The organism is Methylocystis sp. MJC1 (genome assembly GCF_026427715.1).
Taxonomy (GTDB): domain Bacteria; phylum Pseudomonadota; class Alphaproteobacteria; order Rhizobiales; family Beijerinckiaceae; genus Methylocystis.
On the sequence record NZ_CP107558.1, the window covers coordinates 1275827 to 1291500 of the forward strand.

A 15674-nucleotide genomic window follows, 5' to 3' on the forward strand; every position below is an offset into this window, starting at 1 on the left:
GACGGGCCAGCCGATGCCTTGGCGGACATAAAAAACGGGCGCCCCGGAGGCGCCCGCCGACAGCTTCGTTTGTTGATGGCGCCTCAGCTCGCGAGGCTTTTCGCCAGCTCGCCCGTATGGGCCTGCATGGCCCGAGCCATCTGGTCGATCTCGCGCGCCATCGACACCATCGATTCGACGCCCGCGCCGGTCTGCGCCATCGCGTCCGCCACTTGGCCGGCATGGGCGGACATGGACTGCGCGCTCGTCGCCGCCGAGCGGACGCTACGGGCGATTTCCTTGGTCGCCGTATCCTGCTCGTGAACCGCCTGGGTGATGATCGCGGAAATATGCTCGACCTCGGCGATCTTCGCCTTGATCTTATCCATCGAGGCCACCGACATATTGGTCGCCGCCTGGATTTCGGCGATCTGATCGGCGATGTCCTGCGTCGCCTTGCCGGTCTGGGTCGCAAGGCTTTTGACCTCCTGCGCCACGACGGCGAATCCGCGTCCCGCCTCGCCGGCGCGGGCGGCCTCGATCGTGGCGTTCAGCGCGAGGAGGTTGGTCTGGGCGGCGATTTTCGAGATCAAGTTCACGACATCGCCGACGCGATTGGCCGCCGCGGAAAGGCGCAGCATCTCGGCGGAGGAGCCGTTCGTTTCGACCACGGCCTGGCGCACAACGGCCGTCGATTCCACCGCCTGCTTGCTGATCTCGCCGATGGCCGCAAGAAGATGCTCGGAGGCGGTCGCGACCGAGCCGACGTCGGCGGCGGCCTGGGTGGAGGCGGTGCGGGCAAAATCGCTGTCGGCGCGGGCGCTGCGTTCGTGCACGATCATTTCCTCGGATGCGGCGGCCATGCGCTTGGTCATGTCGCCCAGCTTGGCGGTGGTGGCCGAAAGTTCGACCGAATAATGCTCGACCTTTTCGCGGATCGCGGCCTCGCGCCGCAACCGCTCCTCGCGGTCGTCTCGCGCCTTGATTTCGGCCGCCATTTCATTGTTGGCTCGCACCGCGTCGCGAAGCACGACGAGCGCGCGGGAGATGTCGCCGATCTCATCGGCGCGGTCGGTGTCGCTGACGTCCAGGCTGGTGTCGCCGGCGGCGAGGTCGGTCATCTGCCGGGCGACATTCTTTATCGGCACCGCGACTGTGCGATGCATGGTCGGCACCGAGACGCCGACGATCAGAAAGCTCGAGATCAGCGTGCCGATAAAAAGCTCGATGGAAAGGGAGCTTGCCGAGTCATGCGCCGCCCTGGTGAGAGCCGCCATCTGCGCATGATCGACGGCCCCGGCTGCCGCCGCCGTCAGATCGCGCACATTCGCGGCGCCGAAATAGGCGGCTGCCCCCATAATGAGCAGTAGCGCGAGGAACAGGAATTGGCGAAAGACCAGGCCGGCGCCGATGGAAAAATTGCGCATGTGCTCGATTGTCCTGCTAATGATCCCCGACGGCCCGGAAATTGGTTCGGGTAGGTTAATTCACACTCTTTCACAGTCGGTTAACGGCGGCGGCATAGGCGCGTATAAAGCGTTGGCGGGAGCGAGAAATGCTGGAAATCGCAGTGCAGATGGACCCCCTCGAGCGGATCAATTTCGCCGGGGATTCGACCTTCGCCCTCATGCTGGAGGCCAAGCGGCGCGGACATCGCCTCTGGTTCTACACGCCTGACCAGCTTTCCCTCGAAGGGGGTACGCTCACGGCGCGGGCCCATCATATCGACGTCTTCGACGACCCCTCCCGCTATTATGCGCTTGGCGAGGCGAGGGAGCTCGATCTCATCAAGATGGACGTCGTTTTGCTGCGGCAGGACCCGCCCTTCGATCTTGCTTATATCACCTCGACGCATTTCCTCGAGCGCATCCAAACGCGCGTGCTGGTGGTGAACGACCCCGGCCATGTGCGCAATGCGCCGGAAAAGGTCTTCGTGATGGAGTTCGCGGACCTCATGCCGCCGACGCTCATCACCCGCGACCGCGCGGCGATCGAGCGCTTCCGGGCGACGCATGGCGACATCGTCATGAAACCGCTTTACGGCCACGGCGGCGCGGCGGTCTTTAAAGTTACGCCGCGCGACCCCAATTTCGGCTCGCTCTTCGACATGTTCAGCGCGAGCTTCCGCGAGCCCTGGGTGGTGCAACAGTTTTTGCCGGAGGTCGCCAAGGGCGACAAGCGCATCATCTTCGTCGACGGCGAGGCGATGGGCGCCATCAACCGCGTGCCGGCGCAGGACGACATTCGCTCCAATATGGTGCGCGGCGGCGCGGCGGCGGCGACCGAGCTCGATCCGCGCGAGCAGGAGATTTGCGCAAGACTGGGGCCGGAGCTCAAGGCGCGCGGACTGGTCTTTGTGGGTATCGACGTGATCGACGGCCGTTTGACCGAAATAAACGTGACCTCGCCAACGGGGCTGCGCGCGCTGAAAAGGGTCGGCGGCCCGGATCTTGCCGCGCCCCTCTTCGAGGCGATCGAGCGGCGGCTCATGGCGTTGCGCGCCGCAGGATGAGCGTGATGGATCAGACGTTGAACGCAAGCATTTTCGACGACCTCGAGCCGGCGACGGGCTTTCTCGGGCTGCGCGCTGCGCTCGCGGCCCCGATCGCGCAAATTTGCAAGGCGGAGAAGGGCCATGCGCGGCGGACGGCGGTCGTCGATCTTTTCCGTTCGATCCTCGCCGAGGGACGCGACCGCGCGCGCACCGGGCTGGAGGCCAGGGGATCGGGACTTGCTTGCGCGCGGTTGATTTCGCAGCTCGAGGACGAGCTGATCGGCGCGATCTATGATTACGTCGTCGCTTACGTTTATCCCGCCGACAATCCGACCTTCGCGGAGCGGCTGACCATCGTCGCCGTCGGCGGCTATGGGCGCGGCATGCTGGCGCCGGGCTCCGACATCGATCTCCTCTTTCTGCTGCCCTACAAGCAGACGCCGTGGGGCGAGAGCGTTGTCGAAGCTATCCTCTATGTTTTGTGGGATCTGCGTCAGAAAGTCGGCCACGCCACGAGATCCGTTGCGGAATGCATGCGCCAGGCGCGCGCCGATATGACGATCCGCACCACGCTGCTGGAGGCGCGCTTCATCCTCGGCAGCGCCGAGCTTTTCACCGAATTGCAGGACGCCTTCGACCGCGAGGTGGCGCGTTCTGACGCGCGCGAATTCGTGGCGGCGAAGCTTGCCGAACGCGACACGCGCGTACGCCGCGCGGGCGCCTCGCGCTATCTCGTCGAGCCCAATGTGAAAGAAGGCAAGGGGGGCTTGCGCGACCTCAATACGCTCTTCTGGATTTCGAAATATGTTTATCGCGTGCGCGACGTGGAGGAGCTGGTCGCCGCGGGACTCTTCACCTCGGCCGAGCTCTCCCTCTTCGAGCGCTGCGAGGAGTTCTTGTGGCGCGTGCGCTGCCATCTGCATTTTGCCACCGGGCGCGCGGAGGAGCGGATTTCCTTTGATATTCAGCCGCTGATGGCGCGGCGGCTCGGCTACAACGACCGCGCCGGCCTGTCGCGCGTCGAGCGCTTCATGAAGCATTATTTTCTGGTCGCGAAGGATGTCGGCGATCTCACCGCGATCGTGTGCGCGGCGCTGGAAGAGAGGCAGGCGAAGCCGCGTGCGATCTTCGAGCGCTTCATGCAGCCGTTCCGTCGCCGGCGCGCCCGCGTGCTGCATGGCGACTTCATCATTGCGCATGACCGCATCAGCGTCGCGGATGAAGATGTGTTTCACCGCGATCCGGTGAATATCATCCGGCTCTTCTGGATGGCTGATCATCACAGCCTGCCGCTTCATCCCGACGCGCTACGCGCTGTGACGCTGTCATTGCGGGAGATTGACGCCGATCTGCGCGCCGACAAGGAGGCGAACAGGCTCTTCCTCGAAATCCTGCTGTCGCGGAACATGACCGAGATCATTCTGCGCCGCATGAACGAGACCGGCGTGCTCGGCCGTTTCATTCCGGATTTCGGCCGCATCGTCGCGATGATGCAGTTCAACATGTATCATCACTACACGGTCGACGAGCATCTCCTGCGCGCGGTGGGCGCGCTCTCCGATCTCGAGGCCGGGCGCCTGCCCGAGCATCAGCAGCTCGTGAGCGAAATTCTCCCCACGATCGTCAATCGCAAGGTGCTCTATCTCGGGTTGTTCCTCCACGACATCGCCAAGGGGCGCAAGGAGGATCACTCGATCGCCGGCATGGAGGTGGCGCGCACGCTGTGCCCGCGTCTCGGCTTCACTCCGGGAGAAACGGAGACGGTCGCCTGGCTCGTCGAGCACCACCTCACAATGTCGACCTATGCGCAGAGCCGCGATCTCTCGGACCGCGTGACGATCGAGAATTTCACGGCGATCGTGCAAACGGTCGAGCGGCTCAAAATGCTCTTCGTGCTGACCGTCTGCGACATCAACGCGGTCGGCCCCGGCGTGCTCGACACCTGGAAATCGCAGCTTCTGCGCGTTCTCTACTGGGAGACCGAGGTTGTGCTCGGCGGCGGTCATTCCTCGGTCGATCGCAAGAGCCGGGTGACGGGCGCCATCGCCGAGCTATGCGCCGCGCTGCCCGAGTGGAGCGCGGAAAAATTCGAGAACTACGCCAAACGGCATTATCCCGCTTACTGGCTCAAGGTCGACGTCGCCCGCAAAGTGCGCCACGCCCATATGCTCGAAAAGCTCGCCGGCGCGACGACCCCGCTCGCCACCGCCGTGGAGCTCGACCGCACGCGCGGCGCGGTGGAGCTGACGGTCATCGCGCCGGATCACCGCCGGCTGCTCTCCATCATCGCGGGCGGCTGCGCGGCGAGCGGCGCCAATATCGTCGACGCCCATATTTTCACGACCGCAGACGGGCTCGCGCTCGACACGATCTTCATCTCGCGCGCCTTCGATTTCGACGAGGACGAGCTGCGCCGCGCGCGCCGCATCGCCGACTTCATCGCCAAGGCGCTGAGCGGCGAGGTGATCGTCTCCGATGCGGTGCAAGCGCGCGCCAAGCAGCAGCAGCCGCTCGCCGCCTTCAATGTCGCGCCGGAGGTGGTGGTCGATAACAGCCTCTCCAACGTCTATACGGTCATCGAGGTCTCGGGCCTCGATCGCGAAGGCCTGCTGTTCGAGCTCACCAACGCCATTTCCAGGCTCAACCTCAACATCGCCTCGGCGCATATCGTGACCTTCGGCGAGCGCGCCGTGGACGCTTTCTACGTGACCGATCTCACCGGCGCGAAAATCGTAGCGCCGCAGCGGCATGCCGCGATCAAGCGGGCGCTGCTAGAGGTTTTCGAGCCGTCGATGGAGAAGCGGGCGGAGAAAGCGCAGAGCGTGGGGTAGGGCGCGCGCGAGCTATCAGGCAATCACCCGCCGTCATTGCGAGGAGCGGAGCGACGAAGCAATCCCGAGCCGCGACGCTGCCCTGGATTGTTCGCTTCGCTCGCAATGACGGCGCGCTTTGCAAGATCGTCACGCATGCGGTGGCAGCGGCGGCGTGAACTGCGAAATGTCGGCGATGCCGAGCGCCTCCTCGATGCGTGCGATTTGCGCCATCGCGTCCTCGAAACCGTCCTTGCCGAATTGGCGGCGCTCGATGTCCTCGAACAGATCGCCCATGTCGTCGAGGTCACGGTCTGAGAGCGCGTTTTTCCAAGCCGGAAAGATGATCGTATCCTCGCGCGCGGCGTGGTGGGCGTACATCAGCTCGATCCCGTCCAGGGAATGCGCCAGCCTCTCCGCCTCGCCCGCTCCAATCGCGCCCCTGCGGGCGATGTCGAGAAGATAGTCGGTCAGTTCCCAGCCCCGCCGGTGCTGGGCGATCAAGACATCGACATAAGGCGCCGCTGGCCCGCCGGCCTTTTTGATCGTCGGAAAGATATGGGCCTCTTCGAGCTTTTTCTCGTGATAATCTTCGCCGAAGCTGCGAAACAGCGTCGCAGCGCGCCCGAGCAGATGGGGATCGAGACTCGCCGGATCGGCGCGAAGCTTCGCGGCCATGTTGCGATAGGCGAGAATCGCCCGGCGGAGGACGCCATGCTCGCGCATGAGGTCTTCCACCGCGCCGACCTCCTTATCGGCCGCTTCGGCCATGCCGCGGTCGGTCCCGGCCAGCAGGAGGCCTGCGCCGGCGGCGATGACCAAGCGGCGGCGGGCGTCGTTGAATGCGCTCATGGGAAGCTCCTTTTCGATATGGGCCGGATCGCCCCGCCCGCGGAACCCGTTCCGACTTGATTTTGGCGCCCCAAGCGCTGATATCGAGGCCTTTGAAGAACGCCCCTTATCCTAAAAAAGACGGACAAGAGCATGAGCGACCAGAGCAACGCCGGAAACAACGCCGAGACCCCGCCGAAGGGCGCGGAGGAGAATGCGGCGCATGCGTCCTCCCTGTCGCAACCCTCGGCGGAAGCGCCCATCGGCGAGCCGGAGCCCTTCACGGAGCTCGAGAACCTCTATCAGGAGACCGCCAGCCTCAAGGACAAGCTTCTGCGCGCCATGGCGGAATCGGAGAACGTCCGCCGCCGCGCCGAGAAGGAGGTGGCCGACGCCAAGCTTTATGGCGTGACGAGCCTCGCCCGCGAAATGCTGGCTTTCGTCGATAATCTGCGGCGCGCGGCGGAGAGCGTGCCGGCTGAGGCGCGCGCCAATCTCGACCCCGTCGCGGCGACGCTGCTCGACGGCATCGGGGTCATCGAGCGAGACTTTCTGTCGCGACTCGCCCGCTTCGGGGTGAAGCCGATCGAGGCGCTGGGCGCCAAATTCGACCCCAATCTGCACGAGGCGCTCTACGAAATGCCGGACGAGACCAAGCCCGCCGGCACGGTCGCGCAGGTCATGGAGCAGGGCTATACGATCGGCGACCGCGTGCTGCGCCCGGCGAAGGTCGGCGTGACCCGAGGCGGCCCCAAGGCCTGATCCGCTTCATGGACGCCCCCGCGCGAGAGCAGATCGAGCCGGCGGGCGTCCGCCCCGGCGTCGTCAACGCCGTCGCCTATTGCGAGGGCGTCAAGGTTGCCGATATCCACATAGACGAGGCCGGCGACTGGGCGAGGCGCGAGGGGCATATCGTCTGGATCGGCCTCTACGAGCCCAGCGTCGAGCTGCTGGAGCGCGTGAGGGCGCAGTTCTCGCTGCACCCGCTCGCAATCGAAGACGCCGCCAAGGCGCATCAGTTCCCCAAGCTCGAGGAATTCGACGAGAGCATCTTCATCGTGGCGCGCACCGCGCAGATGGAGAAGGACCGCATCGTCTTTGGCGAGACGCATATTTTTGTCGGCGCAGGCTATGTCGTGAGCGTGCGCCACGGCCCCTCGCAAAGCTACGCGGCCGTTCGCCAGCGCTGCGAGGCGCGCGCGCACCAGCTGTCGGAAGGCGAGGATTTCATCGTCTACGCGCTGCTCGACTTCATCGTGGACAAGTATTTTCCTGTTCTCGACAGCATCCATGAGCGGGTCGACGATATCGAAGAACGCATTTTGACGACCTCGATCGGACAAAGCGAGATCGAGCAGCTTTATGCTTTGCGACGCGATCTCTTGCGACTGCGTAACGCGGTCGCGCCCCTGCAGGACGTCTGCCGGCGCCTGGAGCGCACGGACATCGTCCTCATCGATCCCATGATGCGTCCGCATTTCCGCGACGTGCGCGACCATCTGCGCCGCGCGGAAGAGCGCATCGACACATTGCGCGAGACTCTCGCCTTCGCCTTCGAGGCGGGATTGATGAATGCGCAAATGCAGCAGACCCACATCTCGCGCCGCCTCGCCGCCTGGGCCGCCATTCTCGCCGTGCCGACGGCGATCGCGGGCATTTACGGCATGAACTTCGAGCATATGCCGGAGCTCAAGTGGGAGTACGGCTACTACATGGTGCTCGGCGTCACCTTCGCGATTTGCGGCACGCTTTACTGGCGCTTCCGCAGGTCAGGGTGGCTGTGAGGCGTATGTCATTCCCGACGTGCGCAGCGTCGGGAATCCAGAGGCGATTCCGAATTACACTCACATATTTTGCGGCCGTCTTGGCCGGGCTTGTCCCGGCCATCCACGCCGAGGGATACAGCTAACCCAGGACGCCTGTGGCTAGCTATTCTAAAGATCACGCCAAACGGGCGCTTCCCCATCGGCTGGTTGGTCGCGGCGTAGGCCCATCCTCGCAGCGCGAGCTGTGATGTGCTCGGCGTGGGTGGCCGGGACGAGCCCGGCCATGACGGGCTGAGAGGGCGCCGCTCCAATGACAAGGCGGCGCGTTTAATGGCGCGGGCGCGTTCTCAGATACGCCAAGAGCGCGTCGATCTGATAGTCGAGCAACTCCGGATTGGGCATTTTCGTCTTGCCGAGGACGCCCCCATGCGGCGCGGCGAGGAAGCGGCGCAGATTGGCTTCATCGAGCTTGCGGCGGCGCGCCAACGTCTCGAAGCTCGGCGCCGGCGGCTGCATGATCGGCGTAAAGGGACGGTCGCGCCCGATGTCGTGGCAATATGCGCAGATGTCCTGCGCCAAGCTCCGGCCGCTCGAAACGCTCTCCACTTTTGAAACGCTTTGGTCTTGAGCCAATGTCTCGCTCGCCGCGCAGAGCGCGAGCGCTATCAAAAAAATCAGCAATCTTTCCAGCATGAGCGCATCGCTTTCTCTTTCAGGGCGGGCGGACGCGCGGCGGCTTTGCCGCCTCTTCAAGATTTCCGGCTGCGCCTCCCCTTACGAAAGTTTCATCCGGCGGCCATTGGACGGCAAGAGGCGGGCCTCCATGTTGATGTCGCAGGCGGCGTTGGAGCCTCCCCCCAAGTCGCAGCCGGAATGGAGAGTATTTGAAATGCAGCAACCGATTTTTGCGCGCAGCACTCGCTTGCGGGCGACCGCTCGTCGCCGCGCCTCGCGCCTTGCGCTGACGGCCGCGAGCGCCGCGCTCGCCTTGGGCGCGGCTTTCGGCGCGCCTGTCGGGACCGCTTTCGCCGAGGCGCCCTCCGTCACTGTCGCGCCGGCCAGCGGCCCCGCCTCCTTCGCCGACATCGTCGATCGCGTGAAGGGCGCCGTCGTCGCCATCAAGGTGAAGGCCTATGAGGAGTCGCATAGTCCGTTCGAGGGCCAGGAGCTCTCGCCCGACGACCCGATGTATCGCTTCTTCAAGCGCTTCGGCGAGACGCCGCAAAAGCGCATGACGCAGTCGCAGGGCTCGGGCTTCATCATCAGCGCCGACGGCTATGTCGTGACCAACAACCATGTCGTCGAACATGCGACCGATGTCGAGATCTCGCTCGACGACGGCCGGAACTTGCCGGCGAAGGTCATCGGCACGGACAAGCGGAGCGATCTCGCTTTGCTGAAGGTCAGCGACGGGAACAAGCTGCCTTATGTCGAATGGTCGAGCGCGCAGCCGCGCGTCGGCGACTGGGTGATCGCGGTCGGCAATCCCTTCGGCCTCGGCGGCTCGGTGACGGCGGGCATTGTCTCGGCGCGCGGCCGCGACATCGGCGCCGGCCCCTATGACGACTTCCTGCAGATCGACGCGCCGGTGAACCGCGGCAATTCCGGCGGCCCGGCTTTCGATGCGCATGGCAATGTCGTGGGCGTGAACACCGCCATTTATTCGCCCTCCGGCGGCTCGGTCGGCATCGGCTTCGCGATCCCCACGGAGGTCGCTAAGGATGTGATCACGGCGCTCAAGGAGAAGGGGACAGTGTCGCGCGGCTGGATCGGCGTGAAGATCCAGCAGGTGACGCCGGAGATCGCCGACAGTTTGGGCTTGAAATCGCCGAAGGGCGCGTTGATCGCCCAGCCGCAGAAGGGCGCGCCGGCCGAGGCCGCGGGCCTGAAGGCGGGCGACGTGATCACCGCGGTGAATGGCGAGAAAGTCGACAACCCGCGCGAGCTGGCTCGCCGCATCGCCGCCATGGGGCCGAGCAAGACGGTCGACATCACTTACATCCGCAATGGCTCGGAGAAGAACGCCAAGCTCACCCTCGGCAAGCTGCCTGAGGAGAAGGAGGCGCGCGCCGAGGAAGACCTTGGCGGCGGCGCTGGCGGCGGGACCCAGTTCTCGAGCCTCGGCATAGAGGTGGCTCCGGCCGCCCAGGTTCCCGGCGCTGGCGGCCAGGGCCTCGTCGTGACCGACATCGACCCCAGCGGCGCGGCGGCGCAGAAGGGCTTGCGTCGCGGCGACGTCATCGTCGAGGCCGGCGGCCAGGCAGTGAATTCCCGGGCCGATCTTACCGGCGCCATCGACGGCGCCCGCAAGGAAGGCCGCCGCTCGGTGCTGCTGCGGGTGAAATCGGCCGACGGCGCGAAATTCGTCGCCGTGCCGGTGAAGGAAGGCGCTGGTTGAACCCGCGCGCTTCCCGGACGTTTGGGATGAAAGCTCGCTCAAAATAACGGCTCGAAGATGAATCCGGCTTCTTCTTGCGACGCGGACCACAAAACTGCACCCGCCCGCAGGCGGTCCCCCGCAATGAAGAGCGACGGGTAGTCGCCAGTCCCCTCCTGGCTCCCGTCGTGGGCGGGCCGGCGCAATTTTAAGCGCCGGCCTGCCGTTTTTTTGCAAGGTCAGCTATCATGGGCGCGATGCGCATATTGATCATCGAAGACGATAAAGAGGCCAGCGACTATCTCGTCAAAGCCTTCCGCGAGCAGGGTCATGTCGCCGACCACGCCGCCGACGGGCTTGCTGGCTACGCCGCCGCCCGAGAGGGCGACTATGACGTGCTGATCGTCGATCGCATGTTGCCGAAGATGGACGGGCTTTCGCTCATCTCCAGTCTGCGCGAGCAGAAGGTCGAGACGCCCGCGCTTATTCTTTCCGCGCTCGGACAGGTGGACGACCGCGTGAAGGGGCTGCGCGCCGGCGGCGACGACTATCTTCCCAAGCCCTACGCCTTCTCGGAGCTTCTGGCGCGCATCGAGGGGCTGGCGCGCCGCCGCGTCGGGCCGCGCGGCGAGGAGACGCATTACCGCGTCGGCGATCTGGAGCTGGATCGGCTGTCACATAAGGTGACGGTGGGCGGGCAGGAGATCGTGCTGCAGCCTCGAGAGTTCCGGCTGCTGGAATATCTGATGAAGCACGCGGGGCAGGTCGTGACCCGCACCATGCTCCTGGAAAATGTCTGGGACTATCACTTCGATCCGCAGACCAATGTGATCGACGTGCATATCTCGCGGCTGCGCGCCAAGATCGACAAAGGGCGCGAGAACCCCTTGCTGCACACGATACGCGGCGCGGGCTACATGATCCGCGACGCAATGCGCTAGCGCGCTTTCCGTTGCACGAGTCCCTGCGAGCGGAAAGCGCGCTCGGCAGGATTTCAAAGAAATCCCGCTCAGCCGGCGCTCACCACCAGCCGCCCCAGCCCCAGCCGGGTCCGCCCCAGCCGCCCCAACCGCCATACCCCCAGGACGGGGCGGTGGCGGCGGCGATGCCGGCGCCCATCAGGCCCAGCGCCGCGCTCGCGAAAACCGCGCCTGCGGGATCGTAGTAGCCGCCATAGTAGCGCGGGTAGCCGTAGTAGACCCTGCGGTAGTAATGGGGCCGGTAATAACCCCAATAGCGGTAGTGGGGCCGGTAATATCCCCAATGCCGATAGTAGTGGTGCGGGCGATAATATCCCCAATGGTGCCGGTAGCCCCAATGGCGATAATAATGCGCCTCCACCGTCGGCGCGGCGAGGCTGACGGCGCTTGGCGGCGCCATCATCGGCCCTGCTAATGCTTCCGGCGGGATGGCGCCGATGGCGGTTGCGCCGCTCAACGACGCAAGGATTGCGTTTCTTACACTCTTACGCATCTTCTTGAACCTTGGCTGGCCCCTTAGCCAATGAACGTCGAATCCGTGTGGTTGGTTCCCCGAGGGGCAATCGGGCGACCTTGCGACAAATTGCGCCGGGAACGCCCATATCTTTGCAGAACCTCGCCGGGCGCGGCTTTGGCAGACAGGAAGATCGCTTGTTTACTGGAAAACTCGGGAAGCTCTTTCGTACGACGGCCTTCAAGCTGTCGCTCGCCTATCTCATTTTGTTCTCGATCGGCGCCGGCATCGTGCTGACGCGCGTCGGCGCGCGCGTGAAGGAGGTGCTCGACGAACAGATCGAGCAGACTGTCGAGGCCGAGATCCGCGCGCTTTCCGAACAATATGCGCAAGGCGGGCTGCGTCAGCTCACCACGGCGCTGGAGCGGCGCGTGCGCGCGCCCGGCGGTTCGCTCTATTTGCTGACGACGCACTCCGGCGACGTGATCGTCGGCAACATTGAGCCGCCGGCCTCTTCGCCGACCGGCAGCCGGCAGCTCGTCGAGACGCATTATCAGCGTCGCGGCGAGCCGGGGGTGGAGCATCCGGCCTTGATGCGGCTCTTTCTCATCCCCGGCGGTTTCCGGCTGCTGATCGGCCATGACATCGAGGATCACGAGGTCCTACGCGACATTTTGCGCCAGGCGCTCGGCGTCTCATTGTTCTGGCTTGCGCTCGTCGGCGCGCTCGGCGGCATGTTCGTCTCGCACCGCATGCTGGAGCGCGTCGACGTCATGTCCGCCTCCGCCCGGCGCATCATGGCGGGCGATCTGAACGAGCGCCTCGCCGTCTCGGGCGCTGGCGACGAGCTCGACCGTCTGGCCGAGAACTTCAACGCCATGCTGGAGCGCATCTCGGAGCTAATGACGGGCCTGCGCGAAGTTTCCGATAATATCGCGCATGATCTCAAGACGCCGCTCACGCGCCTGCGCAACCGCGCCGAAGCCGCGCTGCGCGGCGCCTCCGACAATGGCGAGCACCGCGAGGCGCTCAACAAGGTGATCGAAGAGTCGGACGCGCTCATTCGCGTCTTCAATGCGCTGCTGATGATCGCGCGGGCGGAGGCGGGCTATTCGAGCGATAATTTGACGATCTATGACGCCGACGCCGTCGTGAGCGACATTGTCGAGATGTATGAGCCGGTCGCGGAAGAGCAGGGGGTGCATCTGCAGGCGTCGACCGAGCCCGGCCTTCCCGTCACGGGGAGCCGCGAGCTTCTCGGGCAGGCGCTGGTCAATCTCGTCGACAACGCGCTCAAATATGGCGCTTCGGGAGAGAACAAGCGCATCGACGTCAGCGCCAAGCGCGTCTGCGATCGCGTGGAGATCACCGTCGCGGACCACGGGCCGGGCATTTCGCCACAGGATCGCGAGAGAGTCGTGGGGCGCTTCGTTCGGCTGGAGAATTCACGCTCGCGGCCGGGCTCGGGACTTGGCCTTGCGATGGCGGCGGCCGTCGCCCGCCTGCATCACGGCGCCCTGCGGATCGAGGACAACGCCCCGGGGTTGCGCGTCGTGTTGTCGCTGCCGGCGATGCGCGCCATGGTCTCGCGCGAGCGCGCATAGACGACGCTTCTTGCTGGCTGTTGCTCGATCGCCCGCGGCTTGATCGGCGTGACGTTCTTGCCGACGCAATGGGCGCAGGAGAGGCGCACCATCGCCACCGTGCCCATGCCGAGTCGCGAGCGGAAGCGCAGCGCGCCGCCATGGAGGTCGACCAGCGCGCGGGCGATGGCGATGCCGAGCCCGGAGCCTTTCATGCCATTTTCCATGACGCCCGCGCTCTGCTCGAAGGGGCGGCCCAATCTCGGCAGCACGGCGGGATCGATGCCCCTTCCATTATCCTCGACGAAAAGCGCGATCGAGGCGCCGAGATGGCGCGCGCGCAGGCGCACGGCGCCGCCGGGCTCGGTGAATTTGATGCTGTTCGAGAGGAGAATGCCGACCGTCTTGATGATCGCCGCTTCGTCTCCGACGCAGCGCAGCCGTTCATCAATCTCGACGTCGAGGGTGAGCTTTTTCTCCTCGGCCCGCATGCGCCAATCGCTCACGGCGCTGCGCGCGGCGTCGGCGACATCGACTTCGCGCTCGGCGAGACGCACGACGCCGGCCTCGAGCCGCGACATGTCGAGAATGTCGGAAAGCACCTCGTTGAGATAACTGCCGCCCTGCTGAATGCTGGCGCAATATTCGCTGTATTTCGGCGAGCCGAGCGCGCCGAAGGGCTCCGCCAGCATCATCTCCGAGAAGCCGATGATGGCGTTGAGCGGCGTGCGCAGCTCATGGCTCATATTGGCGAGGAATTCGGATTTTGCGAGATAAGCGGCTTCGGCTTCCGCTTTCTGGTGATGGTATTTCTCCGCGAGCGTCGCGAGCTGCTGGGCCTGTATTTCGAGCGTCTGGCGGGAGCGCGTGAGATCGGTCACGCTTGCCGTGAGGCGACGTTCCGACTCGATGAGCTTCTCCTGATTGCGCTTGAGCGCGGTGATGTCGGCGCCCACCGACACATAGCCGCCGTCTCTGGTGCGTCGCTCGTTGATCTGCAGCCAGCGGCCGTCGGCGAGCCGCGCTTCATAAGTGCGCGCGTCAGGCGAACGGGGTTCCGTCGCGGCGTTTTCGGTATGGGCGATTGGCGCGGTCGCGCGCGACATCATTTTTGCGTAGGTCACGCCAGGCGTGGCGGCTTCCAACGCCAGCCCGTGGAGATCGAGAAATTTGGAGTTGCAGACGACGAGGCGGTTCTGCGAGTCCCAGAGAACAAAAGCCTCGGAGATGGCGTTGATGGCGTCGCGCAGACGCATATTGGCCGTCGCGGTATGTTCGGCGAGCGCCTTCTGCTCCGATACGTCCACGGCGATGCCGACGAGATGACGCCCGTCGTCCTCGGCGTCGTCGATGATCTGGGCGCGCGCCCGCAACCAAACCCAATGGCCGTCGGCGTGGCGGGCGCGAAACTCGTGGTCGAAGATATTGCTGCGAGAGGCGGAGACCATTTCCGCAATCACCGAGAGATCGCCGTCGTCGGGATGCAGCAAAGCGTTGAGCTCGCCAAAAGAGAGGCAACGCCGCTCGGCCGGCAGGCCGAGCATCTCATACATCGAGTCCGACCAGTAGATGCGCCCGCGCGCAATGTCCCAATCCCATAGGCCGCAGCGCCCGCGCGACAGCGCCGCGTCGAGCCGGCGCCGAAGGAAGGCGTTGACCTGCTCGGCGGCCTGACGGCGGCGCGACTGGCGGCCATAGGCGTAGACGACCGCGAGCAGCATCAAGGTGGTGAAGGCGAACACCACTGCGTAATGCGCGGCGACGGTGCGCCATTCGCCCAACACATTCTCCAGCGGATAGATCATCGCCACCTGCCCATAGGGCGCCGGCAGCTTTTGCACCGTTGCGAGCGCAGACGCGCCGTCGGGCAAAGTGACGCGCATCACGCCGGCCTTGTCGGCGAATTCGGTCAGCACTTGCTCGGCGCCGAGCACGTCGGCGAGCGAGACGTTCTTGGCCTCGATCGGCGGAAAGGCCGCAGCGACGTGGCCGCTGTCGTCGGTGATGAGAATGCGCCGTCCGCGCGCCATGGCGCGGATCGGCAGGATCTTGTTCAGGGGCTGCGCAAGCAGCTTCGAGTCAATCTGGATCTTGTCGCTGAGATCATGTCGCACGGCGCGCGCAAAGACTTCGAGATCGGCGGTCGCGTCCTCGACAAGCTGATCCTGCATCGAGTGGACCAGCGTCACGGCGAAGGCGGCGAGCGACGCGAGGCAGATGACGGAGACGACGAAAGCCGCCCGCTTCAGCCAGGGGCTTTCTTTTGTCTCCTTAACGCCAGTGCCGTCGAAACGATAAGCGCCCCACACCATTTCCGCGTGACTCATCGCACGAGCTGCGGTGACGCGCGCCATCAAATTCTCCGAAATCTGGCGATCCTGAAACCGAGCGGTTGAGTGC

12 protein-coding genes are annotated in these 15674 nt (G+C 64.9%); 7 read left to right on the forward strand and 5 right to left on the reverse strand.

Features of this window, described 5'->3' with window-relative positions; all coding sequences use genetic code 11:
- Positions 1–83: 83 nt before the first annotated feature.
- Entirely contained in the window at positions 84–1406 is a 1323-nt protein-coding gene (locus tag OGR47_RS06150; RefSeq protein ID WP_165047896.1) for a methyl-accepting chemotaxis protein, read from the reverse strand.
- A 128-nt stretch (positions 1407–1534) separates the two neighbouring features.
- Between OGR47_RS06150 and gshB the strand changes: the two genes are divergently transcribed.
- Together gshB and OGR47_RS06160 are read left to right on the forward strand one after the other, a co-directional pair.
- Positions 1535–2491, forward strand: coding sequence for a glutathione synthase (gene gshB / locus OGR47_RS06155; protein WP_165047899.1), 957 nt, complete (start codon positions 1535–1537; stop codon positions 2489–2491).
- 5 nt (positions 2492–2496) lie between these two features.
- A complete protein-coding gene (locus tag OGR47_RS06160) occupies positions 2497–5304 on the forward strand; it encodes a [protein-PII] uridylyltransferase (RefSeq protein ID WP_165047901.1) in 2808 nt (935 codons plus the stop codon).
- Positions 5305–5433: 129 nt separating this feature from the next.
- Here the strand turns inward: OGR47_RS06160 and OGR47_RS06165 are convergent, their stop codons facing one another.
- The gene (locus OGR47_RS06165; RefSeq protein WP_165047903.1) at positions 5434–6135 is read right to left on the reverse strand and encodes a hemerythrin domain-containing protein; all 702 of its coding nucleotides are present in this window, start codon (positions 6133–6135) and stop codon (positions 5434–5436) included.
- 132 nt (positions 6136–6267) lie between these two features.
- Between OGR47_RS06165 and grpE the strand changes: the two genes are divergently transcribed.
- Positions 6268–6876: a nucleotide exchange factor GrpE gene (gene grpE, locus OGR47_RS06170; protein WP_165047904.1), complete on the forward strand. Its 609-nt coding sequence runs from the start codon at positions 6268–6270 to the stop codon at positions 6874–6876.
- Positions 6877–6884: 8 nt separating this feature from the next.
- The gene (corA, locus tag OGR47_RS06175; RefSeq protein WP_165047906.1) at positions 6885–7898 is read left to right on the forward strand and encodes a magnesium/cobalt transporter CorA; all 1014 of its coding nucleotides are present in this window, start codon (positions 6885–6887) and stop codon (positions 7896–7898) included.
- A gap of 309 nt (positions 7899–8207) precedes the next feature.
- On the opposite strand, the gene OGR47_RS06180 is transcribed toward corA, so the two are convergent.
- Positions 8208–8573, reverse strand: a complete 366-nt coding sequence (locus OGR47_RS06180; protein ID WP_165047908.1) for a c-type cytochrome — start codon at positions 8571–8573, stop codon at positions 8208–8210.
- A gap of 196 nt (positions 8574–8769) precedes the next feature.
- Between OGR47_RS06180 and OGR47_RS06185 the strand changes: the two genes are divergently transcribed.
- Together OGR47_RS06185 and OGR47_RS06190 are read left to right on the forward strand one after the other, a co-directional pair.
- Positions 8770–10278, forward strand: a complete 1509-nt coding sequence (locus tag OGR47_RS06185) for a Do family serine endopeptidase (RefSeq protein ID WP_165047910.1) — start codon at positions 8770–8772, stop codon at positions 10276–10278.
- A gap of 236 nt (positions 10279–10514) precedes the next feature.
- Positions 10515–11198, forward strand: coding sequence for a response regulator transcription factor (locus OGR47_RS06190; RefSeq protein ID WP_165048399.1), 684 nt, complete (start codon positions 10515–10517; stop codon positions 11196–11198).
- A gap of 79 nt (positions 11199–11277) precedes the next feature.
- On the opposite strand, the gene OGR47_RS06195 is transcribed toward OGR47_RS06190, so the two are convergent.
- A complete protein-coding gene (locus OGR47_RS06195) occupies positions 11278–11730 on the reverse strand; it encodes a hypothetical protein (RefSeq protein ID WP_165047913.1) in 453 nt (150 codons plus the stop codon).
- A 158-nt stretch (positions 11731–11888) separates the two neighbouring features.
- Here OGR47_RS06195 and OGR47_RS06200 point away from each other — a divergent pair, with 158 nt between their 5' ends.
- Positions 11889–13295 (forward strand): sensor histidine kinase, encoded by a 1407-nt coding sequence (locus OGR47_RS06200; protein WP_165047915.1) that lies wholly within the window; start codon positions 11889–11891, stop codon positions 13293–13295.
- Here OGR47_RS06200 and OGR47_RS06205 read toward each other — a convergent pair.
- Positions 13199–15628, reverse strand: coding sequence for a PAS domain-containing sensor histidine kinase (locus OGR47_RS06205; RefSeq protein WP_165047917.1), 2430 nt, complete (start codon positions 15626–15628; stop codon positions 13199–13201). The genes OGR47_RS06200 and OGR47_RS06205 overlap by 97 nt on opposite strands.
- Positions 15629–15674 lie beyond the last annotated feature (46 nt).

Coding starts and splice junctions, on each gene's coding strand:
- OGR47_RS06150 (WP_165047896.1), bottom strand. CDS start 1,406: ATGCGCAATTTTTCCATCGGCGCCGGCCTGGTCTTTCGCCAATTCCTG.
- gshB (WP_165047899.1), top strand. CDS start 1,535: ATGCTGGAAATCGCAGTGCAGATGGACCCCCTCGAGCGGATCAATTTC.
- OGR47_RS06160 (WP_165047901.1), top strand. CDS start 2,497: ATGGATCAGACGTTGAACGCAAGCATTTTCGACGACCTCGAGCCGGCG.
- OGR47_RS06165 (WP_165047903.1), bottom strand. CDS start 6,135: ATGAGCGCATTCAACGACGCCCGCCGCCGCTTGGTCATCGCCGCCGGC.
- grpE (WP_165047904.1), top strand. CDS start 6,268: ATGAGCGACCAGAGCAACGCCGGAAACAACGCCGAGACCCCGCCGAAG.
- corA (WP_165047906.1), top strand. CDS start 6,885: ATGGACGCCCCCGCGCGAGAGCAGATCGAGCCGGCGGGCGTCCGCCCC.
- OGR47_RS06180 (WP_165047908.1), bottom strand. CDS start 8,573: ATGCTGGAAAGATTGCTGATTTTTTTGATAGCGCTCGCGCTCTGCGCG.
- OGR47_RS06185 (WP_165047910.1), top strand. CDS start 8,770: ATGCAGCAACCGATTTTTGCGCGCAGCACTCGCTTGCGGGCGACCGCT.
- OGR47_RS06190 (WP_165048399.1), top strand. CDS start 10,515: ATGCGCATATTGATCATCGAAGACGATAAAGAGGCCAGCGACTATCTC.
- OGR47_RS06195 (WP_165047913.1), bottom strand. CDS start 11,730: ATGCGTAAGAGTGTAAGAAACGCAATCCTTGCGTCGTTGAGCGGCGCA.
- OGR47_RS06205 (WP_165047917.1), bottom strand. CDS start 15,628: ATGGCGCGCGTCACCGCAGCTCGTGCGATGAGTCACGCGGAAATGGTG.